The sequence below is a fragment of the Herbidospora mongoliensis genome (genome assembly GCF_001570545.1).
Lineage (GTDB): Bacteria > Actinomycetota > Actinomycetes > Streptosporangiales > Streptosporangiaceae > Herbidospora > Herbidospora mongoliensis.
This window is the reverse complement of record NZ_BBXD01000009.1, coordinates 48,571-71,359: the sequence shown is the minus strand read 5'-3', so window position 1 is coordinate 71,359 and position 22,789 is coordinate 48,571. Positions and strand designations below refer to the sequence as shown.

The window sequence follows — 22,789 nt, the reverse complement described above, 5'->3', positions numbered from 1 at the left end:
AGTGGACGTCGATGTCGTCGCACGGGTCCTGTCGACCCTGCCGGAAGACGACGATCATCCGTACCGGACGGGCCCGTGGCGTCCCCAGACGACCGAGTGGCGCGCCACCGACCTCGACGTGGTCGGCGAGATCCCTCTTGATCTTGACGGGGTCTACCTGCGCAACACCGAGAACCCGGTGCATCCGGCCATCGAGCGCTATCACCCGTTCGACGGCGACGGGATGATCCACGTGATCGGCTTCCGCGACGGGAAGGCCTTCTACCGCAACCGCTTCATCCAGACCGACGGCTTCCTGGCCGAGGCCGAGGCGGGCGAGCCGCTGTGGGCCGGGCTGGCCGAGCGGCCCTCGCAGTCGCTGCGAGACGGCTGGGGCGCGCGGGGCCGCCTCAAGGACGCCTCCTCGACCGACGTCGTGGTGCACGCCGGAGTGGCGTTGACGAGTTTCTACCAGTGCGGTGACCTCTACCGGCTCGACCCGCTGACCCTGGAGACGCTCGGGAAGGCCGACTGGAACGGGGATTTCCCCTACGCGTGCGGGGTGTCGGCGCATACGAAGGTCGATCCGCGTACCGGGGAACTGCTGTTCTTCAACTACGGCACCGACGAGCCCTATATGCACTACGGCGTGGTCTCCGCCGACAACCGCCTGACGCATTATGTGGACGTCCCGCTTCCCGGGCCTCGGCTGCCCCATGACATGGCGTTCACGGAGAACTACGCGATCCTCAACGACTGCCCGATGTTCTGGGACCCCTCGCTGCTGGCTCGCGGCAAATACGCCGCGCGGTTCCACCCCGAGATTCCGCTGCGCATCGGCGTGATCCCCCGCACGGGTTCCGCGGTCCAGTGGTTCGAGGCCGCGTCCACCTATGTCCTGCACTGGGTGAACGCCTACGAAGAGGGCGACGAGATCGTCCTCGACGGTTTCTTCCAGGAGGACCCGGAGCCCAAGGACATCGGCGACGGCAGCTACTACCAGCGCATGTTCCGCTTCCTCGCGCTCGACCGCATGAAGACCAAGCTGCACCGCTGGCGCCTCAACCTGAAAACGGGTCAGTGCCGGGAGGAACGCCTCACCGATTCCATCACCGAATTCGGCGTGCTCAATTCCGCGTACGGGGGCGTCGACTACCGCTACGCCTACGCGGCCACCGGGGTCGAGGGCTGGTTCCTGTTCGACGGTGTCACCAAGCACGATCTGGTGACCGGGAAAGAGGAGACGTACAAACTGCCTCCTAACGTCTACGGCAGCGAACCCGCCGTGGCCCCGCGCACCGGCAGCGCCTCGGAGGACGACGGCTACCTCATCACCCTGACGACCGACATGAACGAAGACCGGTCAGAGTGCCTGATCTTCGACGCCTCCCGCGTCTCTGACGGCCCACTGGCCCGGATCCGCCTCCCCGAGCGCATCTCCAGCGGCACCCACGCCACCTGGGCAGCGGGGGATTCGATCCCCGGCTGGCGTACCGCGGAGTCGCCGGAACAGGCCCTCCGGCTTGGCTGACGCACCCACCCCCCTCGAACCGGGGGGCACCAACGCGGTCGGGGTGACCCTCGGCCTGGTCGGCGACGAATGGAACCTGCTCATTCTCCGGTACGCCGTCATGGGCGTGCGGCGCTACGGAGAATGGCGGGAGGCGCTGCCGATCTCTCATGCGGTGCTGAGCGGGCGGCTGGCCTATCTCACGGAGATGGCCGTCTTCGAGAAGGCCGAATATTCGGGCGGACGACTCGAATACCGGCTGACCAAACGCGGACGTGACCTGTGGACGGTGCTCCTCACGGTCTGGGCGTGGGAGTCCACCTGGGTTCCCCAGCACGCCGAGTCGCTGCCGGTCATGGTGCATCTGGGGTGCGGTTCCGAATTCGCGCCCGTCCTGGCGTGTCACGGATGTCTGGACGCCGTGCTTCCCCGCGACGTGGCCGGGACCTTCGGCCCGTCCGGCGGGTGGGAGCGATCGGTCCCCTCGGGCACCACGCGGCGGCGGGTCGCGTCCTCCGCCGCCGGATTGTTTCCCCAGACCATGACGCTCATCGGGAATCGATGGTCGGCGGCCATTCTCGGCGGCGCCTTCCAGGGGCTGAATCGGTTCCGCGATTTCGAGCAGCGCCTCGGCGCGCCCCCCGCCGTTGTGGCCGATCGGCTGAGGGTCTTCCGCGAACTGGGCATCTTCGAGCAGGTGCCCTCACCCGATCGGGCCGACTGGACGACCTATCACCTGACGGACAAGGGCCGGGCGTTCTTTCCCGTCGTGGTGACGTCGATCGCGTGGGGCCAGCGATGGTTCCAGGCCCCCGAGGGCCCCGCGTTGATCTACCGGCACCAGGGGTGCGGGCAGTGGTTCGCGCCCCGGCTTCTCTGCGGCAAGTGCGGGGCGGCGCTGCGCGGACAGGATGTGGCCGTGGAGCGTCCCGAGCTAGCTTGAGGCGCATGAAGACGTGGTACGACCGCCGGGGAACCGGCGACCCCCTGTTCATGCTGCATCCCGGCGGTGTCGACTCCCGCGCCCTCGACGTCAACGCCGCCGCGCTCGACGACCGCTTCACCGTCTGGCGCGCCGACCGCCGTGGTCACGGCCGCACGCCCGACGTGCCCGGGCCGTTCAGCTTCGGCGTCATGGCCGACGACATGATCGCTTTCCAGGACGGACACATCGGCCCCGCCCACCTGCTGGGCTGCAGCGACGGCGCCACGGTCGCGCTGACCATGGCGCTCAAGCGCCCTGACCTGGTGCGGAGGCTCGTCCTGGTCGCGGGTGTCCACCACCATGAGGGGTGGCTCCCCGGGGTGCTGGACACCGACGAGGCCACGCTCGAATGGCTGGGCCGCGGCTACGGCGAGGTCTCACCCGACGGTGAGGCCCACTATCGGGTCGTCGCGGCCAAGCTGGCGGAGTTGCACGCGCGCGAACCGGCGTACGGAGAAGAAGACCTGAAGAACATCACGGCGCGCACGCTGGTGATGGTCGCCGACGACGACGAGGTACGGCTCGAACACGCGCTCAGCCTCTATCGGGCGCTGCCCGACGGGGAGCTGGCGGTGGTTCCGGGCACGTCCCACGGGCTCCTCGTCGAGAAGCCCGACCTCTGCCACCAGATCATCAGCGACTTCCTGCTGAACGACCCGGTCCCGACCTACGCCCCGATACGACGCCGATAGGTTCGCTCAGTGAAAGTATCGCGAGCGAAACTATCGCTCGCGATACCGGGCCGCTCTCACCGACGAGCCGATTCCGCTGGTCGCCGTGTCCCTGGCGGCACAGCCGGCCGATCTGCTCCGTGCCTGGACGTGACCGGGCGGCCCAGGAGGATGCCGGCGAACGTCAGGGCCAGGCCGCCCAGCTGGATCGGGGTCAGGGTCTCGGCGGCGATCACGGTGCCGATCAGCACGCCGGTCACCGGGTTGAGCAGGCCGATGAGGCCGACCGTGCCCGCCGGGAGGTGGCGGAGGCCGGTGAACCAGGCGGTGAAGGCCACCGCGGTGGCGATCACCGAGACGTAGGCGTAGGCGCCGATCGCGGGGGCGTCCACAGCGGGTGGCGCGCCTTCGAAGACGATCGCCATCGGCACCAGGACCAGGCCGCCGGCGGTGAGCTGCCAGGCGGTGGACGCCAGGATGTCCACCCCTCCGCTCCATCGCTTGGCCAGGATGAAGCCGACCGATGACAGGACCATCGCGGCCACCGACGCTGCGACGCCCCAGGGGTTCACCCCTTCGGCGCCGGTGAAGACCGTCAGCGCCACGCCCGCCACGCCGACGCCCGCGCCGAGCAGGTGGGTGACCGCCGGGCGTTCGGAGACCAGGCCCCAGGCCAGCAGCATCATCACCATCGGCGAGGTCGCCATGATGGTCGACGCGACGCTGGACGGGAGGAGCTGGGCCGCCAGGTAGACGAGGGCGAAGAACACGCTCATGTTCAGCGTGCCGAGGACGAGTGAGCGCCACCACCACGAGCCGCGCGGCAGGCTTCTCGTCAGCAGGAGCAGCAGCAGTCCGGCCGGGAGGGCCCTGAAGACGGCGCCGTAGAGGGGATGGTCGGCGGGGAGGTATTCGTGGGTGACGTAGTAGGTCGTTCCCCACGCGATGGGGGCGATGGCCGTCACCGGCACCCACCGCCAGGTAGCTTCCACGGAAGTTAATATAGCTTCCCGGGAAGCTATATCCTGACGTGTGTGATGGATCACGTCGCGCGCATCCAGCAGGAATGGGCCCGTGAGCGGCCCGACGTCGACGTCAGCCCGGCCGGGGTCATCGGTCGGCTGCACCGGGTCGGCGGGCATCTGACCGAGCGGCTCTGCCTCGTCTACCGTCGGTTCGGCCTCGCCGAAGGCGAGTTCGACGTGCTGGCCGCACTGCGCCGCGCCGGGGCGCCGTACGAACGGGCGCCGGGCGAACTGGCCGCCCACACCATGGTGACCACGGGCGCGATGACCAAGCGCGTCGACCGGCTGGAACAGGCCGGGCTCGTCACCCGGCGGCCCAGCGAGTCGGACGGCCGGGGGCGGGTGGTGGCGCTCACGGCGGCGGGGCTGGAGTTGATCGACGCGGCGTTCACCGAGCACATGGCCAACGAACGCCGACTGCTCGACGCCCTCTTACCGGAGGACGCGGCGCGGCTCGAAGAGATCCTGACGAGATGGCTGGCCGTCTTCGAGCCGCCTCCTGTCGGTAGGTCTTCCTAAGATCTCGCCCATGTCTGTCACGCACATCGTGAACCTGGATTTGACGGTCGACTACAGCCAGGCATATCTGGTGGACGAAGAATACAAAGACAGCTGGGACTGCCAGCAGTCATCTGACGTGGGCATCCTCCTGGAGGGGAAAGGGGTCGCCCAGCTGATCTTCGGCATCCAATATGGGACGGTGCCGTTCACCCTGATGGTGGCCGATCAGGATCCGGGCCCTGACCTCGATGGTCACGAGGACATCGTCGAAATCGACTTCGACTCCCCGTCGGGCCGGGTCGGGCTGCGGGAATGGGGCGAGCAGCCCTATCCCTTCGTGTCGTTGCCGGCTGGTCCTGGCATCTATCGCCTGCGTTACCACGTCCTGGGAATGGACGAGGAAGCGACAGAGGATCACTATCTCCTGCAGATCTGGCCCGCGAAACCCGGGGATTCCGTCGTGCTCAAAGCGACGACCGAGACCTTCCAGTACTGGCTGGACGCCTGTCGACCGCAGGAATGAAAGGTGGCCGGAGTGGCCGGCCACCTTTGCGCGCGTCAGCGGCGGAACGGGCCCGTGACGCAGTAGGTGATGCCGCCTGACGACGAGCCCGACGTCCCCCGCTGGGAGGAGAAGTAGAGGCGGTCGCCCGCCGGGTTGAAGGCCGGGCCGGTGATCTCCGAGGAGCTCTGGCCGGTGAGGCGGAGGAACGGGGAGATCTTGTCGTCTGGGGTGATCATGCAGATCTCCATGTTGCCGCCGTCCTCGGCGACGTAGAGGTCTCCTGCGGTCGTGCCCGTCACGTTGTCGACGCCGGTCAGCGGGGGAGTGCCCGGCGAGACGAGGCTGTCGTCGTAGGCCAGCTCATAGGTGTTGTTCGCCAGGTTGACCTGCCAGACACGGTTGTCGCCCTTGGTGGTGAACCAGACGGTGTCGTCGGCGTAGTAGCAGCCCTCGCCGCCGTTGAACGACTTCGAGCCGGACACCTGGTTGCGGGTCAGCGTCGGGGAGCCGTCGGGGTCGGGGACGTTCGCCCAGGTGAACGAGCCGCTCGTGGCGGTCCCGGCGACCATGACCTGCAACCTGCCCGATGACAGGTCACCCCAGGTGGTGGGGACGAACCGGTAGAAGCGGCCGTTCGTCTCGTCTTCGGTCAGGTAGACGGCCTTGCGGACCGGGTCGGCCGCGGCGGCCTCGTGGGTGAACCTGCCCATCGCGGGGCGCCGGACCGCGGTGCCGCCGAAGGGGTAGGTCTCGTAGACGAAACCCCGGTTGACCTCCTCGCACGACAGCCAGGTGTTCCACGGGGTCTTGCCGCCGGCGCAGTTCTGCCGGGTGTCCGCCAGGATGCGGTTGGCCGAGACGACGGTGCCGGCCGAGTTGAAGCGGATCGCCGACGCGCCGCCGCTCGGGTTGATCTCGGAGTTGGAGACGTAGATCCAGCCGGATCCGTCGGCGAAGCAGGCCCCGCCGTCGGGGGCGTCGTGCCAGGTGTATGAGGTCCCGGAGACCACCTGCCGCGATCGGGCGATCACCCGGCTGGTGAAGCCGGTGGGCAGCTGGATGCCGTTGGCGTCGGCCGCCAGCAGAGCGCCGTAGGGGCTGGTCGCCGGTTGGGCCGGGGCAGCCAGGGCGGCACCCTGCCAGAGGGTTCCGGAGAAGGCGACGGTGCTCGCGCCCAGGACGGAAGCGCGAAGAAAATTACGTCTTTCCACGTTTTCTTACCTCCTTGACCGGGACTGTAAGCCTGCCAATGTTTACACACGGTGAACGCGATGCGGGCAGCGCGTGACGGGTTTGGTATGCCCGAGTTTCCGGCATCATCCCGAGATGAGGCCCTATACCCTGCCGTTGACCAGCGACTCCGCCGACGTCGGCACCGTCGGCGGGAAAGGCGCCTCCCTCGCGCGGCTCGCCACGGCGGGGCTGCCGGTGCCGGGGGGCTTCCACGTCACCACTGCGGCGTGTGACGCCGGGATGAACCGCGAGGTGACCGCCGAGATCACGGCGGCCTACCGGGCGATGGGCGACGACGTGCCGGTCGCGGTGCGCTCGTCGGCCACGGCCGAAGACCGGCCCGACGTGTCGTTCGCCGGGCAGCACGACACCTATCTGGGCGTTCGCGGGGCCGCCGCGGTGATCGACGCGGTGGAGCGCTGCTGGCACTCGCTCGACAACGACCGCGCGCGGGCTTATCGGGAGCGGATGGGCATCGACCGGCCGGGGATGGCGGTGGTCGTCCAGGAACTGATCGACGCGTCCGTCTCCGGGGTCATGTTCACCGAGGTCGACGGGAAGCTGGTGGTCAACTCGGCGTGGGGGCTGGGGGAGACCGTCGTGGGCGGTACGGTCACGCCCGACGTCTTCGCCCTCGATCGCGACGGCCACATCGACGAGACGATCTCCGAGAAGACCGTGATGGCGGGCACGTCCGGGCTCGTGCCGGTGCCCGGTGACCTGCGGCTGGTCCCCACGCTGACGCGCGAGCAGGTGATGGCGCTGGCGGGCCTCGGCAGGCGCATCGAGAACCTGTACGGCATGCCGATGGACGTCGAATGGGCGATCGCCGAAGCGAAGCCGTACATCCTGCAGGCCCGGCCGATCACCGGACGCCGGGAGATCTGGAACGACTCGCTGCGCGGCGACTACCTGTGGAGCAACGGCAACCTCGGCGAGGCCATCCCCAGCGTGATGACGCCCGTGACGTGGTCGGTGATCCAGCGCTTCATGGCCGACGCCATGATCACCGGGGAGTTCGCCGGGCATCCGATGTGCGGCAACATCGGCGGGCGTTTCTACATGAACCTGTCGGTCCTGCTCACGATCGGCGAGTCGCTCGGCCTCAGCCGGGTGATCCGCGACAGCCTGGAGCCCGTCTTCGGCCGCCTGCCCGAGGGCACCGACATCCCGCTGTTGCCGCTGACCAAATCCCAGCTCGGACGGGCGCTCCTGCCCCTCCTCAGAGGCAGGCTGGCCCTGTTCTCCTATGCTCGGCGGCTGAACCAGGCGCTGCCCCGCGCCCGGCGCCGCGCCGACGACCTGCGGACCCTGATCGCCGTCAGCAATGACCTGCCCCACCTGTGGCGGGAGGCGATCGAGCCCTACTTCCGCGAGTGCAACCGCCTCCTGGCCGCCGCCGGACGCCAGGACGCCGGCAGCCTGGTCTTCCTGCGCAACCGCCTGGAACACCTCGTCGGCGTGGCCGACGCCAACGCGCTGACCAGCGGATTCGGCGCCCGACTGGAGAGCATGGGCCCGCTGCTGGGCCTCAGCGAGGTGCGGCGGGGGAACCTGTCCCGCCAGGAGTACGCCCACCGCTGGGGCCACCGCTGCGCCGACGAGCTGGAACTCTCGGCCCCCCGTCCGGGCGAGGACTCCCAGTGGCTCGACCGGGAGCTGCTCGGCCTGAGCGAGGACCCGATCGAGTTGCTGCACAAGCAGGAGCAGGTGTCGCGGGCGGCGTGGCGGCGCTTCAAGGAGACCGATCCGACCAACGCCTACCGCTACTGGGGGCGGATCCGGCGGTGGGGCGAGATCGTCCAGGCGCGGGAGGAGGCCAGGTCGGAGGCGGTCCGGGCGTTCTGGGTGCTGCGCGACTGGGTCCGCCGGGCCGGATCGGTGGCCGGGATCGGCGACGACGTCTTCTACCTGCGGATCGGCGAGATCCTCTCGCTGCTCAAGGGCGACCATGCGGTGCTCGGGCTGATCGACGCGCGACGGGCGACCTACGACCACTACCGGTCGCTGCCGGCCTACCCGGGCGTGATCCAGGGGCGCTTCGACCCCGACCGGTGGGCCGCCGACCCGGACCGGCGGACCGACTACGCGGGCACTCACGCGGGCCTGCCTCCGCGAAACGGCTCGATCAACGGCTTCCCGGGTGCGGCCGGGGTGGTCGAGGGGATCGCCCGCGTCATCCCCTCGATGAGCGAGGGCGATCACCTGGCCGCCGGCGAGATCCTGGTCACGACGGTGACGAACGTGGGCTGGACCCCGCTGTTCCCGCGCGCGGCGGCGGTCGTGACCGACATCGGGGCACCGCTGTCGCACGCGGCGATCGTGGCCCGTGAACTGGGCATCCCCGCCGTCGTGGGAACGGGCGACGCGACGAGCCGCATCCGGGACGGGGCGCGGGTGCGGGTGGACGGGTCGGCGGGGACTGTCGAGGTGCTCGACTGATCGGGGGACCGGCCGGGCGGTTGAGGTGTTCGGCTGGGGGACAATGGCCGGGTGGTTGATACGGGGTGTCCATGCGGGTCCGGCAAGGGCTATCGGGAGTGTTGCGGGCGGTTTCACGCCGGCGAGACGGCGGCGCCGACCGCTGAGGCGTTGATGCGGTCGCGGTTCTCCGCCTACGCCAAGGGCGACACGGCCTACCTGCTCCAGACATGGGCGGCGGCGACCCGCCCCCAGCGGCTCGACCTTGACCGGAAGACCCGCTGGACCGAGCTGGAGATCGTCGAGACCACGGGCGGATCCGCGATCCACACCGAGGGCACGGTCAGGTTCCGGGCCCACTACGCCGAGCGCGGCCAGGCCGGCGTCATGGAGGAGCACAGCACGTTCGCTCGGGAGAACGGGCGCTGGGTCTATGTCGCCGCTCTCTGACCTCGGCCTGCGTCGCTATCCCGACGACCCCCGCGACGAGTTTCGCGCCTGGGACGCCGCCGACGAATACCTCCTCGACGAACTCGGCGAACCTCGGGGCACGGTCGTCGTGTTCGGCGACCGCTGGGGCGCGCTGGTCACCGCTCTGGCTGAGTACAACCCCGTGCAGATCACCGATTCCTATCTGACCCAGCAGGCCACCCGGGCCAACCTCGACCGGCTCGGGCTGCCGGAGCCGCGGCTGCTGTCCGTCCTGGACAGCCCGCCCCCGCGCATCGACACGTTGCTCGTCAGGATTCCGAAGAGCCTCGCGCTGCTGGAAGACCAGCTCGTCCGGCTCGCGCCGTCGGTCCACGAAGAGACGAAGATCGTCGGTACGGGCATGGTCAAGGAGATCCACACCTCCACGCTGGCCCTGTTCGAGAAGATCCTCGGCCCCACCCGCACCTCCCTCGCCGTCAGGAAGGCCCGGCTGATCTTCACGGAGCCACGCCCGGCGCAGGCGACGAGCCGCTTCCCGGTGACGTACAGCCATGAAGGTCTTGACCTGGTCAACCACGCCGGGGTGTTCTGCGGCGATCGGCTCGACATCGGCACCCGGTTCTTCCTGAAGAACCTGCCCGAGACGAGCAAGGGGCAGCGGGTCGTCGACCTCGGCTGCGGCAACGGGATCGTCGGGGCCTTCGTCCTGAAGGACAACCCGGACGCCGACGTGCTGTTCGTCGACGAGTCCTACGCCGCCGTCGCCTCGGCCCGTGCCAACGTCCAGGCTCCGGCCGAGTTCCTGGTGGGTGACGGGCTGGCCGACGCGGAGCCCGGGTCGGCCGATCTCGTGCTGTGCAACCCGCCGTTCCACTCCCACCAGGCCGTCACCGACGCCACCGCGTGGCGCATGTTCGCGCAGGCCAAGCGGGCTCTGCGGCCCGGGGGTGAGCTGCGGATCGTCGGCAACCGGCACCTCGGCTACCACGTCAAGCTGAAGCGGCTGTTCGGCAACGCCGTCATGGTGGCCGGTGACCCCAAGTTCGTCGTGCTGAGTTCGGTCAGGCGCTGAGCCGCCCGAGGGCGAAGGCGAGGATCTCCGGCGCGTCCATCCGGGCGCCCCGGATGGTGAGCTCGGCCAGTTCGGCGGGCGGGAGGTCGGCCGCCAGCCGGGCCCGCACCTCGGCCACGCGTTCGGCGTCGGGGCCGTAGGGTTCGTTGGCGCTCTCCTGGTGGTCGATCGCGGCCAGCAGGATCGCCGCCCACCCCGGTTCGCCCAGGGCCATGAACAGGAACAGCACGCCCCGGATCGACGTCCACTGCTGGAGCCAGTTGCCGTTGCGGTGCCAGTGTTCGACGGCCTTGCGGTAGAGCGGGACCGCGTCGCGCGGGTCGCCGTGGCGCATCTTGACCGACGCCAGTGACGTCAGCGACGCCCCGTAGACGAGGCGGTCGTTGGTGGCCTTCGCGCCGGTGAAGGCCTGTTCGAGGAGGATCGCGGCGCGGGGCGGGTCGGTGTCGAGCAGGGCCTCGCCGAGGATGTAGCGGCCCCAGGCCAGCTCCAGGGGGGAGCGTCCCCGGGCCAGGAACGCCTGGGCGTCGGCGACCGCCCTGTCGTGGTCGCCGCCGTAGGCGCGGGCGAGCACCAGCACCACGTGGGCGTAGCAGAGCAGGTGGTCTCCGGCGGCGGGGCCGATGCGGAAGATCTCCTCGCTGGTGTCGCGGACGAGGTCGAGGTCACCGAGGAGCAGGCCGAGCGCGCCCAGCACGGACAGCGGGAAAGCGCGCTCCGGACGATCCTTCAGCAGCTCCAGGGACCGGAGCGACAGGGACGTGGCCTGGCTGTGGTCGCTGCGGAAGCTCGCGCAGTCGGCGGCGACGGCCAGGGTCATCGCGGCGAGCACGGTGTCGGCCGGGTCGCCGTGGTCGTCCCACGCGGCGAAGCCGGTCTCGCACCAGCCGAGGATGTCGACGTGCATCTGCAGGCCGACCCACGTGCTCAGGCCGGCGGTCAGGCGCAGGGCCAGCGTCAGGTCGTGGTCCATGGCCCAGGCGTGGGCGGCGCCCAGGTCGTCCATGCGTTCGGCGACCTGGGCCATCCAGGCGCCGCACTCGCGGCTGAGCACCTTCTCGGGGCCCTGGCCGAGCAGGGCGAGCAGGTGTTCGGCGTGGGCGCGGAAGACGACGCCGGTCTCGTCGCGGGCCGCGAGGCGTTCGCGGCCGAAGTCGCGCAGGGTCTCCAGCAGGGCGAAGCTGGTGGTCTGCCAGGAGCTGTCGGCGGTGGCGACGACCATCGAGCGGTCGACGAGCTCGCCGACGCGTTCGACGGCGGTCACCGGGTCGAGGGCGCAGACGGCGGCCGCGTCGCCGGCGCCGAAACCGCCCGCGAACACCGACAGCCGCTCGAACAGCCGCTGGTCGGCCGGCTCCAGGAGCTGGTAGGACCAGTCGACGACCGCCCGCAGCGTCTGGTGCCGTTCACTGGCCAGCCGGTGGGGGTTGCGCAGGGTCAGCCGGTCGGGCAGCCGGTTCAGCATCTCGGCCGGGGTCATGTAGCGCATCCGCCCGGCCGCCAGCTCGATCGCCAGCGGCATGCCGTCGAGGCGGCGGCAGAGTTCGCCGACCGTGTCGAGCGACGCGTCGGCCGGGTCGAAGGCGGGCACCACGGCCTGGGCGCGGTCGACGAACAGGCGGACCGCGTCGGAGTCGTCGACGAGCGGCTGCACCGGCACCAGGTGTTCCGGTTCGACGCCGAGCGGCACCCGGCTGGTGGTCAGCACGGTCACGCCGGGGCAGCTGTCGACGATGCGCTGCACGACCCGGGCGGCGTCGTCGACGACGTGCTCGCAGTTGTCCAGGACCAGCAGCAGCCGTTCACGGCGGAGATATCCGACGAGCCGCTCGAGCGGCCCCGCCGTGTCGGCCACGTGGACGTCGAGCGCGGTCAGGGTGGCGGCGGCGACCGAGCCGGTCCGCAACAGCGAGGCCAGCTCGACGAGCCAGCCGCCGCCGGGGAAGCCCGCCGCCGCCTCGTGGGCGGCGGCCAGCGCCAGCCGGGTCTTGCCGACGCCGCCGGGCCCGGTCAGGGTGAGCACCCGGCCGGCCCCGAGGCGGGTCACGATGTCGGTCAGCGGCGCGTCCCGGCCGACCAGGGCGGTCCGGGCGGCGGGCAGGTTGCCGGCGACCGGTGCGAAGGGGCCGAGCAGGCCGGGGTCCTGGCGGAGGATGCGTCCTTCCAGCTCGCGCAGATCGGCCTGCGGTTCCAGGCCGAGTTCCTCGTCGAGCAGGTCGCGGTAGCGCCGGTAGACGTCGAGCGCCTCGACCTGGCGGCCGGTGCGGTAGAGGGCCAGCATGAGCTGGGCCTGGGGGCGTTCGCGCATGGGCGCCTCGGCCACCACCCGCTCCAGCGGCGGCACCGCCTCCTGCGGGCGGCCCAGCTTCAGGGCCGCCTCCGCGCGGTCCTCCAGTGCGCCGAACCTGGCCTCGGTCAGCCCGGCGATCTCCGCCGCCGCGAACGCGTCGTCGGCGAACTCCAGATAGGCCGGGCCGCGCCACAACCTGAGCGCCTCGTCGAGCTGCCGCGTCGCCGCCGAGGGGTCGGTCGCGAGGAGGGCGCGGCCCCGCCCCGCAAGCTCCGTGAACACGGTCACGTCGAAGCTGCCGGGGTCGAGCTCCAGCACGTAGCCGGGGCTGCGGGTCCGTAGGGCGTCGCCGAGCCCGGCGGCGCGCAGGACGGCGCGCAGCCGGGACACGACGGTCTGCAGAGCGGCTTCGACGTTGCGGGGCGGGCCGTCGCCCCAGACGATCTCGGCCAGGGTGTCGGCCGCGACGACCGAGCCGCGCCGCACCAGCAGGGCGGCCAGCGCCCGCCGGGCGTTGCCCGAGGTGGCGGAGGCTCCATCGAGCTCCAGCGGCCCCAGCGCTCTGACCTGAACCGCCACCCGTGTTCTCCAGGATTGGACCCGAATTGTCGGGCCCAATTCTCACACGACTACGCGCGGGCTTCGAAGACGAGGTTGTAGTCGGTCGACAGGGCCAGCCGGACCCGGGAGAACCCGGCCTCGCGGAGCAGCGCCTCGATCCGCGCAGGGCCCGCCTGGTTGCCCAGGCCCAGCCGCGCGCCCTCGGACAGGCCGTGCGGCAGGCAGAGCATGACGGAGGCGGCGGAGTAGGCGGCCGCGATCGGGCTGCCGATGCTGTCTTCGAGGCGGTCGGCGGCGATGGGCTCGACGAGCAGCACGGTGCCGCCGTCGGCGAGCGACTCGCGGGCCCGGCGGGCGGCCTCGAGCGGGTCGCCCATGTCGTGGAGGGCGTCGAAGAAGCAGATGAGGTCCCAGGTGCCGCCCTGCTCCTCGGTGGAGTCGGAGACGTGGAAGTGCACCCGGGCGTCCACCCCGGCGGCCTTGGCGGCCTGGCGGGCGTCCTCGATCGACGCCTCGTGGTAGTCGACGCCCTCGAACCGGGACGCCGGGAAGGCCTCGGCCATCAGGATCGTCGAGGTGCCCAGGCCGCAGCCGACGTCGAGCACCCGCGCCCCGGCGGTCAGCCGCTCGGTGACGCCCTCCAGCGCGGGCAGCCAGTGGTCGACCAGGCTGAACCTGTAGAGCGGCCCGAAGAACCGGGACACGCCGCCGAAGAGGTTGTCGTCGTGGCGGTGCCAGGCGACGCCGTCACCGCTGCGGAACGCCTCGGCCAGTTGGTCGGCCGACTTCCAGGAGGCGGCCTGGACCTGCGACTCCGAGGCGCGGGCCGCGATCGTCGTGTCGTCGGCCAGGACGAGGGCGTGCTCGTCGGGGAGCTCGAACGAGCGCGTGGCCGGGTCGTAGCCGATGTGCTCGGCGATGGCCTGGGTCTGGAGCCATTCGCGTACGTAGCGTTCGGAGAGCCCGGTTCTGTCCGCGAGCTCGTGGCTGGTCACTGGGCCCGCGCCGGCCATGGCGCGGAACAGGCCGAGGCGGTCGCCCAGGTGGGTCTGCAGGGTCAGGCTGGAGCCCAGGCCCTCCATGGCGATCTTCATCGCGAATTCTTCGATCTTGGCGGTGTCCATGACGTCTCCTTTGTTCTTTCCGGTACGTCATCACCCTGCTCCCGGCCCATTTCGGCGACCTTTCACGCACCTGTCAGCGCGCTTCCGTGAAATCTCGACAATGATTTCGCCATTAGTCTTGATGCCATTTCATTAGGTATTCTGCGAATTCAGCGCATATTTCAGAATGGGGGAGCTGGAAATGCGGAATGTCGCCGACGATCTGGTTCAGGTGCTCGTCGACGCCGGGGTCACCCGCGTCTACGGCCTGGTGGGGGACAGCCTGAACGCCTTCACCGACGCCGTACGCCGGTCCGGCACGCTCGAATGGGTGCACGTCCACAACGAGGAGGCCGCCGCGTTCGCCGCCTCGGCCGAGGCGCAGCTCACCGGCCGCCTGGCCGTCTGCGCGGGGTCGTGCGGGCCCGGCAACACCCACCTCATCCAGGGGATCATGGACGCCCACCGGTCCGAGGCGCCGGTGCTGGCGATCGCCTCCCACATCGTGTCCCGGGAGATCGGCACCGGGTTCTTCCAGGAGACCGACCCGAAGGCGCTGTTCCGCCAGACCGCCCACTACTGCGAGGAGGTCGCCCAGCCCGAGCAGCTCGCGCCGATGGCCATGGGGGCGATCGCGGCGGCCGTCGGGCACCGGGGGGCGGCGGTGCTGGTCGTGCCGGGCGACGTGCTGGCCGACGCGTCGTCAGGAGGGCCGCCGACGTCGGCGCCGGCCGCCGCGCGGCCGAAGGCCGCGCCCTCGGAAGAGGCGGTCGAGCAGCTGGCCGGGCGGATCAGGTCGGCGAAGAAGATCATGATCTTCGCGGGGATCGGCTGCACCGGCGCCCGCAAGGAGGTGCTGGAGCTCGCCGGACGCGTCAACGCCCCGATCGGGCACACGATGCGCGGCAAGGAGTTGCTCCAGTGGGACAACCCCTACGACGTCGGCATGACCGGGCTGCTCGGCTACGGCGCCTGCACCAAGGCGCTCGACGAGGCCGACCTGATCCTGATGCTGGGCACCGACTTCCCGTACCGGGACTTCCTGCCGGGGCGGGACACGGTGCAGGTCGACCTCGACCCGGCCAGGCTGGGGCGGCGCACCCCGCTCGTGCAGGGCATCGCGGCCGACGTCGGGCTGACGCTGCGGGCGCTGCTCGACAAGCTGGAACCCCGGGAGGACCGGTCGTTCCTGAAGTCGATGCTCAAGGTGCACGACTCGGCCATCGCCACGGGCATCGACACCGGCAGCCCGATCCATCCCGACTACGTCACCACCGTCGTCGACGAGATCGCCGCCGAGGACGCGATCTTCACCGTCGACACCGGAATGTGCTGCACGTGGGCGGCCCGTCACCTCACCCCGAACGGCAGGCGCCGCCTGCTCGGGTCGTTCAAGCACGGGTCGATGGCCAACGCGCTGCCGATGGCGATCGGCGCCCAGTTCGCCGAGCCGGGGCGGCAGGTCGTCTCGTTGTCGGGCGACGGCGGGCTGGCGATGCTGCTGGGTGAGCTGCTCACGCTGAAGACCCACAAGCTGCCGGTGAAGGTGGTCGTCTACAACAACTCCAGCCTCGGCATGGTCCGGCTGGAGATGCTGGTGGCGGGGGATCCGCCGTTCGGCACCGACCACGACATGGTCGACTACGCGGCCATCGCCGCCGCGATGGGGTTCGCCACCCGCCGGGTGACCGACCCCGACGACCTGCCGGACGCGGTGCGCGAGGTGTTCGCGCACCGGGGCCCGGCGGTGCTGGACGTCGTCACCACGCCGGACGCCCTGTCGATCCCGCCCCACGTCACCGCCGAGCAGGCGAAGGGCTTCGCGCTGTCGATGGGCAAGGTGGTCTTGGACGGCGGATTCGGCGAGGCGCTGCGGATGGCCCGCGTCAATCTCCGTTAACCGCGCTCGAACGTGCGCCGGTGCAGGGCCTTCATCTCGTCCTCGAACTGCGGGACCGGGCCTCCGACGATCACGCCGGGGGCCACCTCCTGGATCGGGTAGGGGCGCACCGGCGCCGACGGCGCGCCCCACCCGTCGCGCCACCCGGTCAGCTGAGCGGCCGAGACGACGTACACGATGCGACCCAGGCCGACCCAGGCGTGGGCGGCCGAGCACATCGGGCAGTGTTCGCCGGAGGTGTAGACGGTCGCTCCCGCCCTGTCCTGCGGCGTCATGTTGTTGGCGGCCCAGCGGGCCAGCTCGAACTCCGGGTGGAGGGTCTGGTCGCCGCCGGACGTGCGGTTGTGGTCTTCGGCGAGCTTGGTCCCGTCGGCCGTGGCCAGGACCGAGCCGAACGGCTCCTCGCCCTTGTCGAACGCCTCGTGGGCCAGTTCCACGCAGCGCCGCAGGTGGCGCATGTCTGCTTCGGTAACCATGGTCATCCTTTTACCGCACCGACCAGTCCGTTGACGAAGTAGCGCTGGAGGAACGCGAACAGCGCGACCACCGGCAACACCATGATCAATGATGCCGCGAGCACCTCGTTGTAGCGGACGACCGTACCGGAAATAAGGGATTCGAGCCCGAGAGGCAGCGTGTAGAGCGATTCGTCGTTGAGGGAGACCCGGCTGAGCACGTACTCGTTCCACGTCGGGACCGCCGTCAGCACCGCGATCGTGACGTGCGCGGGCTTGGTCAGCGGCAGGTAGACGCGCAGGAAGATCCGCGCCTCGCTCGCGCCGTCGGCCCGCGCGGCCTCGCGCAGCTCTTTGGGAATCGATCGGTACGCCGCCGTCAGCAGCAGCACCGTCAAGGGAGCCGTGCCGTTGATGAACGGCAGCACCAGGCCCATGTGGGTGCCGAGCAGGCCCAGCCGGTTCTCCAGGATGACCACCGGCAGCAGCATCGTGATCCCCGGGACGAACAGCAGCGCCACGAACAGCCAGTAGAGCGTCTTCGCGCCGGGGAACCTGAGCACCGCGAACGCGTACGACGCCAGGCTGTAGACCACCAGCACGCCCAGCACCGTCAGCCCGGTCACGACCAGGCTGTTGCGGAAGTAGTCGACGAACGCGAGCTGGTTCCACGTGGTGACGATCGTGTCGAACGTGGGCTCGCGGGGGATCAGGTGACCGCCGTCGAGGATCTCCTCCCGGGTCTTGAACGCCCCCGACACCATCCACAGGAACGGATAGAGACTCAGCGCGGCGTAGATCGTCAACGCGACGTACGCGGCCGTCTTCGCGATGCGGGCGGCGGTCATCGCACCCTCCTCAGCAGCCGGGCGTTGGCCAGCGTCAGCAGCACGGCCGCCACGAACAGCAGCCAGCCCAGCGCGCTCGACAGCCCGAGCGTCGGCGCCAGCCCCTTGAAGAAGGCCAGTTCGTAGGTCTCCAGGGCGAGCACGTTGGTGTGCCCACCGGGCCCGCCGAGCGTCATGATCTGGAAGATCTGGAACCCGTGCAGCGAGTCGCGGACGCCCAGCAGCACGATCCCGGTCGTCATCGGCGTCAGCAGCGGCACGATGATCCGCCACAGCACCTGCCGCGGCCCCGCGCCGTCGATGCGGGCCGCCTCGACCATGCTCGGGTCGATCGCCTGGAGCCCGGTCAGGTAGAGCAGCGTCGCGGTCGGCACCGCCGACCAGACCAGGATGAAGATCAGCGTCCAAAGCGCCGTCGACGGGTTGGCCAGCCAGCCCTGCGGCTGCGCCAGCGAGCCGAGGCCCACCGAGCGCAGCATCAGGTTGATCGACCCTTCGGGTTCGAGCAGATAACGCCAGGCGTAGTAGGTGGCGATGCCGGTGGTGACGTACGGGAGGAAGTACACCGAGCGCAACAGCCCCCGCAGGCGGCGCACGGAGTTGAGCGTCATCGCCAGCGGCAGCGAGATGAGCACCGTCAGCAGCGGCACGGCCACGCAGACCTGGAGGGTGTTCCAGGCCGCCCGGCGCACCCCCGGGGCCAGCGACGGGTCGGCCCACAGCAGGTCGGCGTAGTTCTCCAGGCCCACCCAGATCCACTCGGGGGTGAACCCGTTCCACGACGCGAAGCTGAGCGCGAGGCCGCTGCCGATCGTGTAGACGCCCATCACCGCGAAGAGAGCCACAGCGGGGAACACGAACGCCCAGCCGGTGAGCCATTCCTTCCACCGGCGGGGCGAACGTGTGATCGATGCCATGGTTACTCGGCCGACTTCCACATCGCGCCGAAGATGGCGTCGAGCTCCTTGCCGGCCTGCGCCGGGTCGAGTTCCTTCAGCGGTGACAGCCGCACGAACGCGTCACCCGGCTTGACCTGGTCGTATCCTCCCGGGAAGAACGTCGTGTCGCCCGCGTCGTAGGTGCTCTCGGGGGCTCCGGTGAAGTATTTCTGCAGCGCGGCCAGTTCCGGGCCCATCAGCGTGGCCGCCTCGGCGCCCAGGTCGGTGGCCGGAAGGTCGAGCGACTCCTTGGCGACCAGACCGGCCCCGGCCGGCGAGGTGACGTAGTCGAGCCACTTCAGCGCGGCGGCCTTGTTCTTGGACGTCGCGGTGACACCGAGGGAGGTCAGAGCCAACGGGGCCATCACGATGTCCTTGTGCGCTCCGGCGGCCGAAGGCGGGATCGGGAAGGTGAGGACCTTGTCGGGTGACATGCCGTTCTGGGCCAGGAACGCCAGGGTGAACGTGCCGCCGACGTTGTAGGCCGACTTGCCCTGGGCGAACGCGATGTCGGCCTCGTCGATCCCGAGGGTCGTCGCGCCGGGCATCCAGTAGGGCGTGATCTGCGAGTACACGTCGAGGGTCTTGACCCCGTCGGGGGACCCGAACCCGGCCGTGGTGTCCTTGCCGAACAGTCCCTGGAACTTCTCCTTGCCCAGGTAGGCGTGGGCGAGCGGCTGGTAGATCCAGTTGAACCCGACCTGACTGACCTTCAGGCCGAGCGAGAGGCCACCGCCCTGCGGGTCCTTCTCCGTGGACGTCTTGAGCGCCGCCACGAACTCCTCCCAGCTGGCCGGGGGAGTGTCCGGGTCGAGCCCGGCGGCGGTGAGCTTCTCCTTGTTGGCGTAGACGATGCCGAACGCGCCCGCTGTGAACGGGACGGCGTACATCGACCCGGCCTTGGCGGTCTTGAACGGCGAGTCGGACGCCGCCCGGTCGATCCGGCCCTGGTCGAGCACGCCCGCGTTCGTCGTGGACGGCAGGAACCGCGCCCGCCAGGCGTCGTTGACGTCGCCGCTGATGTCGGCGAGCAGGCCGGAGGCGCCGAGTTCCAGGTCCTCGCCCGCGGCGTGGGCCTCGAGCACGTCGGGCAGGTCGCCCGTCTGCGCGGCGCTCTGGATCTTGCTCTTGAAGACGTCGTCGGGCGTGACGGCCTCGATCTTGACCGAGATCCCGGTGTCGGCGGTGAACTTCTCCGCGGCCTTCTGGAGCGCGGTCGCGTGCGACTGCTTGAAGGTCCACATCGTTATCGCCTGCCCTGACGCGGCGGGCTCGCCCTGCGGACCACCGCCGCCGGACGAACAGCCGGCGACCGCCAACGTGGCGGCTGCGGCGAGGGACAGGATTCGCGCTTTCATTGATGCCATATCGGCCCCCTGGGGGTGGGACGCAAATCGTTAAGACTGAACCGTGAATTTACACGCGGGAAATCCTCTGTCAAGGGTCATGCCGACTGGCGGCGGACGAGCCGAGCCGGAATGATCGTCTCGGTCGAGCTCTCCGTGAGGGTGCCGGTGAGGCGCGCGAGCAGGCGTTCGCCGCACGCCCGGCCGATCTCGCGGGCCGGGTTGGCCATGGTGGTCAGGCGCGGCGAGACCAGGCTCGCGGCCTCGATGTCGTCGAAGCCCATCACCGCCAGGTCGTCGGGAATCCGCAGGCCACGGGCCATGGCGGCATCCAGTGCCCCCAGGGCCATCAGGTCGTTGGCGCAGAGCACCGCGTCGGGCGGATCGGGCATGCCGAGCAGCCATGACGTGCCGCCCGCGCCGCCCGAGCGGCTGAAGCTGGTGTGCACCACGAGCCGGGGATCGGCCTCGATCCCCGCGGACGCGAGGGCCAATCGGTAGCCGGACACCCGCTCGGCCGCCGGCCCCTCGGCGCGCGGCCCGCAGACGAAGCCGATCCGCCGGTAACCCGTTTCGAGCAGGTAGCGGGTCGCCTCGGCCGCGCCGCCCTCGTCGTCGCTGTGCACCAGGTCGACGCCGTCCTGCACCTGCACGCCGCCCAGCCGGACCACCGGCAGCCCCGCCTCGATGACGGGCAGTAGGTCTTCGGCGTGGGTGTGGAAGACGGCGAACGCCAGCCCGTCGACCTGCCGGGCGATCATCTGGTCGATCGCGGCACGTTCCATGTCGCGGTCGCCGTCGGTGTTGCTGATGATCTCGTCGTAACCCGCCGGCCGGAGCACGTCCTGCAGCCCCCGGGCCAGCGCCGGATAGAACGGGTTGGTGATGTCGGGGATGACCAGCCCGATCGTCTGGCTCCGGTTGGTGCGCAGCCCGCGCGCCAGCACGTTGGGCCGGTAGCCGAGCCGGTCGATCGCCTCCAGCACCCGCCGCCGCGTCTCGGTCGCGACCGGCCGCCGCCCGTTCAGCGTGTGGGACACCGTGGTCGCGCTGACCCCGGCGGCCTGCGCGACCAGCAGGATGCTCGGCCGCCGGGGATCTGTTCTGGGGGCGGGCGCACGCCTGACCGGCGGCGCGGCGAACGAGGCCAGCGTCGCGGCCAGCTCCTCGCGGGCCTCCTCGGCCGCCGTGGGCGCGGGCACGCCGTCGGCCACCCGCAGGATCGCCGACTCCCACGCCCGCCGGGCCGCCGCCGCGATCAGCGCCCCGGTCACGCCGGTGCCGAGCTCCTCCTCGCGCGCCGCGAACGCCTCCCGCGCGTGCGCGCGCAGGTCGGCGTTGTCGCGGTAGACGGCCGCTCTCCCCTGATCGAGCACGCCGGTCGCCGCCACCCACCCCGCCACGACCTGCGGCACCGGCTCCTCGGGGAGCGGCCCGCGCGGCAGCAGCGGTGGATCGGCGTCGAAGTAGAGGTGCTCCTTGGCCGGGAAGTAGTTGAACACCGTCTTGACCGCGACGTCGGCCTCGGCGGCGACGTCGGCGACCGTGACGGCGGCGAAGCCACGTTCGGTGAACAGCCGAAGCGCGGCCCCGGTGATCATCCGGCGCGTCTCGGCCTTCTTCCGCTCCCGCCGATCCATGGAGGGATCGTATATCCACTCGCACCTTGCACCGGGTGTAACTTCTAAGGAGGCTCGATGCCGCCGTCCGGGCGGCGCACGCGGCCCGCCCATCGCTCGTGGAGGTGTTTCGCCGGCGGGAACTTCGCGGCGGCGCTCTCGTCGATGTCGACGCCCCAGCCCGGGGCGTCGTGGGGGAACAGATAGCCGTTGACCGGGTTGATCGTCCCGGGGAAGACCTCGACGACCGGGTCGGGGTAGACGTGGCCCTCCTGGATCTGGAAGGCGTGCGTGGTGACGTCCAGCGCGATGTTGGCCGCCGCCCCGACGGGGGAGACGTCGGCGGGGGAGTGCCAGGCGGTGCCGACCCCGTTCAGCTCGCACAGGGCGACCAGTTTCCGCGCCGGAGTCAGGCCGCCGATGGCCGAGACGTGCAGTCGCAGCAGGTCGACCCCGCCGTTCATGACGAGCCGCGCCGCGTCGGCGACCGACCCGAGCTGTTCCCCCGCCGCGATGGGCATCGGGGCCGCCGCCCTGACCTCGGGCAGCCGGTCGTAGTACTCGGGCGCGATCGGGTCTTCGAGGAAGAACAGCCGGTACGGCTCCAGCGCCCGCGCCAGCTGAATCGCCTGCTTGACCGTGAGCCGGGAGTGGACGTCGTGCAGCAGCCCCGGGCCCTCGCCCAGCTCCTGGCGGGCCTTCTCGAACAGGTGCGGGGTCTCCCAGAGGTAGCGCTGCACGTCCCAGCCGTCGGGGTAAGGGGATTGCGGGTAACCGTTCGGGGAGCCGGGAGCGCCGTAATTCCCCAATCCGGGTGCGCCGGTCTGGAGCCTGACGTTGCGGTAGCCCGCCTCCAGCAGCCGGCGCGCGTGGTCGAGGGTCGCGTCGACGGTGGCGCCCTCGGCGTGCAGGTAGGTGTCGGCGGCGGCTCTGACCCGGCCGCCGAGGAGCTCGTAGACGGGCATGCCGGCGCGTTTGCCCATGATGTCCCAGAGGGCCTGGTCGACGCCGGAGAGCGCGCTGTTCAGCACCGGTCCGCCCCGCCAGTAGGACGAGTAGTGGACCATCCGGATGATGTCCTCGATGTCGGCAGGGTGACGGCCGATCAGCAGGGGCCCGACGTGCTCGTCGACGGCCGCGGCCACGGCGTGGAAGCGCTGGGTGAAGGTGGCGCAGCCGAGGCCGTACAGGCCGGGATCGGAGGTGTCGACCCGGACCACCACGAGCGGCGGCCCTCCTGGCGCGGTCACGATCGACCGCACCCCGGTGATCCGGAGGTTGTCACGGGACGGCCAGGGGGCCTGCGTCTCATCGATCATGCGGCGGCTCCGGGGTCGTGACGGTGCCCGGCCTGTGTGTTCGCCGGGTGTCGACGCGGGTGCGAGCGGAAAGGGC

19 protein-coding genes are annotated in these 22,789 nt (G+C 70.4%); 9 read left to right on the top strand and 10 right to left on the bottom strand.

Going from position 1 to position 22,789, the window contains the following annotated elements:
- Position 1: 1 nt before the first annotated feature.
- Genes AW272_RS04770 through AW272_RS04760 form a run of 3 tightly spaced genes read left to right on the top strand, consistent with a single transcriptional unit; the run spans position 2 to position 3,166 of the window.
- Positions 2–1,510: a carotenoid oxygenase family protein gene (locus tag AW272_RS04770; RefSeq protein WP_066361305.1), complete on the top strand. Its 1,509-nt coding sequence runs from the start codon at positions 2–4 to the stop codon at positions 1,508–1,510.
- Positions 1,503–2,432, top strand: a complete 930-nt coding sequence (locus tag AW272_RS04765; RefSeq protein ID WP_066361303.1) for a winged helix-turn-helix transcriptional regulator — start codon at positions 1,503–1,505, stop codon at positions 2,430–2,432. Before AW272_RS04770 ends, AW272_RS04765 begins: the two co-directional genes overlap by 8 nt.
- Positions 2,433–2,437: 5 nt before the next feature.
- Complete coding sequence (locus AW272_RS04760; RefSeq protein WP_066361302.1) at positions 2,438–3,166, top strand: alpha/beta fold hydrolase; 729 nt, start codon at positions 2,438–2,440, stop codon at positions 3,164–3,166.
- A 56-nt stretch (positions 3,167–3,222) separates the two neighbouring features.
- Here AW272_RS04760 and AW272_RS04755 read toward each other — a convergent pair whose 3' ends face one another.
- On the bottom strand, positions 3,223–4,137 hold the full coding sequence (locus AW272_RS04755; RefSeq protein WP_066361301.1) for an EamA family transporter: 915 nt from the start codon (positions 4,135–4,137) through the stop codon (positions 3,223–3,225).
- Positions 4,138–4,182: 45 nt separating this feature from the next.
- On the opposite strand from AW272_RS04755, the gene AW272_RS04750 reads away from it, so the two are divergent.
- Both AW272_RS04750 and AW272_RS04745 read left to right on the top strand, forming a co-directional pair.
- Positions 4,183–4,689, top strand: a complete 507-nt coding sequence (locus tag AW272_RS04750; RefSeq protein ID WP_066361300.1) for a MarR family winged helix-turn-helix transcriptional regulator — start codon at positions 4,183–4,185, stop codon at positions 4,687–4,689.
- A gap of 10 nt (positions 4,690–4,699) precedes the next feature.
- The gene (locus AW272_RS04745; RefSeq protein WP_066361298.1) at positions 4,700–5,194 is read left to right on the top strand and encodes a hypothetical protein; all 495 of its coding nucleotides are present in this window, start codon (positions 4,700–4,702) and stop codon (positions 5,192–5,194) included.
- A gap of 35 nt (positions 5,195–5,229) precedes the next feature.
- On the opposite strand, the gene AW272_RS04740 is transcribed toward AW272_RS04745, so the two are convergent.
- Positions 5,230–6,387, bottom strand: coding sequence for an alkaline phosphatase PhoX (locus AW272_RS04740; protein ID WP_066361296.1), 1,158 nt, complete (start codon positions 6,385–6,387; stop codon positions 5,230–5,232).
- Between the two features lie 115 nt (positions 6,388–6,502).
- On the opposite strand from AW272_RS04740, the gene AW272_RS04735 reads away from it, so the two are divergent.
- From AW272_RS04735 to AW272_RS04725, 3 genes are read left to right on the top strand one after another with little or no spacing between them, the layout of a single operon-like run.
- The gene (locus tag AW272_RS04735; protein WP_066361293.1) at positions 6,503–8,851 is read left to right on the top strand and encodes a PEP/pyruvate-binding domain-containing protein; all 2,349 of its coding nucleotides are present in this window, start codon (positions 6,503–6,505) and stop codon (positions 8,849–8,851) included.
- A 51-nt stretch (positions 8,852–8,902) separates the two neighbouring features.
- Positions 8,903–9,280 carry a YchJ family protein gene (locus tag AW272_RS04730; RefSeq protein ID WP_275527278.1) on the top strand — a complete coding sequence of 126 codons (378 nt, stop codon included), beginning with the start codon at positions 8,903–8,905 and terminating at the stop codon, positions 9,278–9,280.
- On the top strand, positions 9,264–10,334 hold the full coding sequence (locus AW272_RS04725) for a methyltransferase (RefSeq protein WP_066361291.1): 1,071 nt from the start codon (positions 9,264–9,266) through the stop codon (positions 10,332–10,334). The genes AW272_RS04730 and AW272_RS04725 overlap by 17 nt, the downstream gene beginning before the upstream one ends.
- On the opposite strand, the gene AW272_RS04720 is transcribed toward AW272_RS04725, so the two are convergent.
- Positions 10,324–13,203, bottom strand: a complete 2,880-nt coding sequence (locus AW272_RS04720) for an AfsR/SARP family transcriptional regulator (protein ID WP_066361290.1) — start codon at positions 13,201–13,203, stop codon at positions 10,324–10,326. The two genes, AW272_RS04725 and AW272_RS04720, sit on opposite strands and share 11 nt — an antisense overlap.
- A gap of 50 nt (positions 13,204–13,253) precedes the next feature.
- On the bottom strand, positions 13,254–14,309 hold the full coding sequence (locus tag AW272_RS04715) for a class I SAM-dependent methyltransferase (protein WP_066361288.1): 1,056 nt from the start codon (positions 14,307–14,309) through the stop codon (positions 13,254–13,256).
- A gap of 181 nt (positions 14,310–14,490) precedes the next feature.
- On the opposite strand from AW272_RS04715, the gene AW272_RS04710 reads away from it, so the two are divergent.
- A complete protein-coding gene (locus tag AW272_RS04710) occupies positions 14,491–16,188 on the top strand; it encodes a thiamine pyrophosphate-dependent enzyme (RefSeq protein ID WP_066361287.1) in 1,698 nt (565 codons plus the stop codon).
- Here the strand turns inward: AW272_RS04710 and AW272_RS04705 are convergent.
- From AW272_RS04705 to AW272_RS04680, 6 genes are all read right to left on the bottom strand, one after another.
- On the bottom strand, positions 16,185–16,664 hold the full coding sequence (locus tag AW272_RS04705) for a nucleoside deaminase (RefSeq protein ID WP_066361286.1): 480 nt from the start codon (positions 16,662–16,664) through the stop codon (positions 16,185–16,187). The genes AW272_RS04710 and AW272_RS04705 overlap by 4 nt on opposite strands.
- A gap of 2 nt (positions 16,665–16,666) precedes the next feature.
- On the bottom strand, positions 16,667–17,491 hold the full coding sequence (locus tag AW272_RS04700; RefSeq protein ID WP_083958014.1) for a carbohydrate ABC transporter permease: 825 nt from the start codon (positions 17,489–17,491) through the stop codon (positions 16,667–16,669).
- Positions 17,488–18,408, bottom strand: a complete 921-nt coding sequence (locus tag AW272_RS04695) for a carbohydrate ABC transporter permease (protein ID WP_066361285.1) — start codon at positions 18,406–18,408, stop codon at positions 17,488–17,490. Before AW272_RS04695 ends, AW272_RS04700 begins: the two co-directional genes overlap by 4 nt.
- Before the next feature lie 2 nt (positions 18,409–18,410).
- A complete protein-coding gene (locus tag AW272_RS04690; RefSeq protein WP_169807489.1) occupies positions 18,411–19,787 on the bottom strand; it encodes an ABC transporter substrate-binding protein in 1,377 nt (458 codons plus the stop codon).
- Between the two features lie 86 nt (positions 19,788–19,873).
- Entirely contained in the window at positions 19,874–21,415 is a 1,542-nt protein-coding gene (locus AW272_RS40335) for a substrate-binding domain-containing protein (RefSeq protein ID WP_169807488.1), read from the bottom strand.
- A gap of 44 nt (positions 21,416–21,459) precedes the next feature.
- Positions 21,460–22,713 (bottom strand): enolase C-terminal domain-like protein, encoded by a 1,254-nt coding sequence (locus AW272_RS04680; RefSeq protein WP_066361283.1) that lies wholly within the window; start codon positions 22,711–22,713, stop codon positions 21,460–21,462.
- Between the last annotated feature and the right edge of the window lie 76 nt (positions 22,714–22,789).

What these genes read in the sequence shown, in the direction of transcription:
- AW272_RS04750 (WP_066361300.1), top strand. Translation starts at nt 4,183, where the DNA reads ATGGATCACGTCGCGCGCATCCAGCAGGAATGGGCCCGTGAGCGGCCC.
- AW272_RS04735 (WP_066361293.1), top strand. Translation starts at nt 6,503, where the DNA reads ATGAGGCCCTATACCCTGCCGTTGACCAGCGACTCCGCCGACGTCGGC.
- AW272_RS40335 (WP_169807488.1), bottom strand. Translation starts at nt 21,415, where the DNA reads ATGGATCGGCGGGAGCGGAAGAAGGCCGAGACGCGCCGGATGATCACC.
- AW272_RS04700 (WP_083958014.1), bottom strand. Translation starts at nt 17,491, where the DNA reads ATGACCGCCGCCCGCATCGCGAAGACGGCCGCGTACGTCGCGTTGACG.
- AW272_RS04690 (WP_169807489.1), bottom strand. Translation starts at nt 19,787, where the DNA reads ATGAAAGCGCGAATCCTGTCCCTCGCCGCAGCCGCCACGTTGGCGGTC.
- AW272_RS04760 (WP_066361302.1), top strand. Translation starts at nt 2,438, where the DNA reads ATGAAGACGTGGTACGACCGCCGGGGAACCGGCGACCCCCTGTTCATG.
- AW272_RS04725 (WP_066361291.1), top strand. Translation starts at nt 9,264, where the DNA reads ATGTCGCCGCTCTCTGACCTCGGCCTGCGTCGCTATCCCGACGACCCC.
- AW272_RS04695 (WP_066361285.1), bottom strand. Translation starts at nt 18,408, where the DNA reads ATGGCATCGATCACACGTTCGCCCCGCCGGTGGAAGGAATGGCTCACC.
- AW272_RS04710 (WP_066361287.1), top strand. Translation starts at nt 14,491, where the DNA reads ATGCGGAATGTCGCCGACGATCTGGTTCAGGTGCTCGTCGACGCCGGG.
- AW272_RS04715 (WP_066361288.1), bottom strand. Translation starts at nt 14,309, where the DNA reads ATGGACACCGCCAAGATCGAAGAATTCGCGATGAAGATCGCCATGGAG.
- AW272_RS04680 (WP_066361283.1), bottom strand. Translation starts at nt 22,713, where the DNA reads ATGATCGATGAGACGCAGGCCCCCTGGCCGTCCCGTGACAACCTCCGG.
- AW272_RS04705 (WP_066361286.1), bottom strand. Translation starts at nt 16,664, where the DNA reads ATGGTTACCGAAGCAGACATGCGCCACCTGCGGCGCTGCGTGGAACTG.
- AW272_RS04745 (WP_066361298.1), top strand. Translation starts at nt 4,700, where the DNA reads ATGTCTGTCACGCACATCGTGAACCTGGATTTGACGGTCGACTACAGC.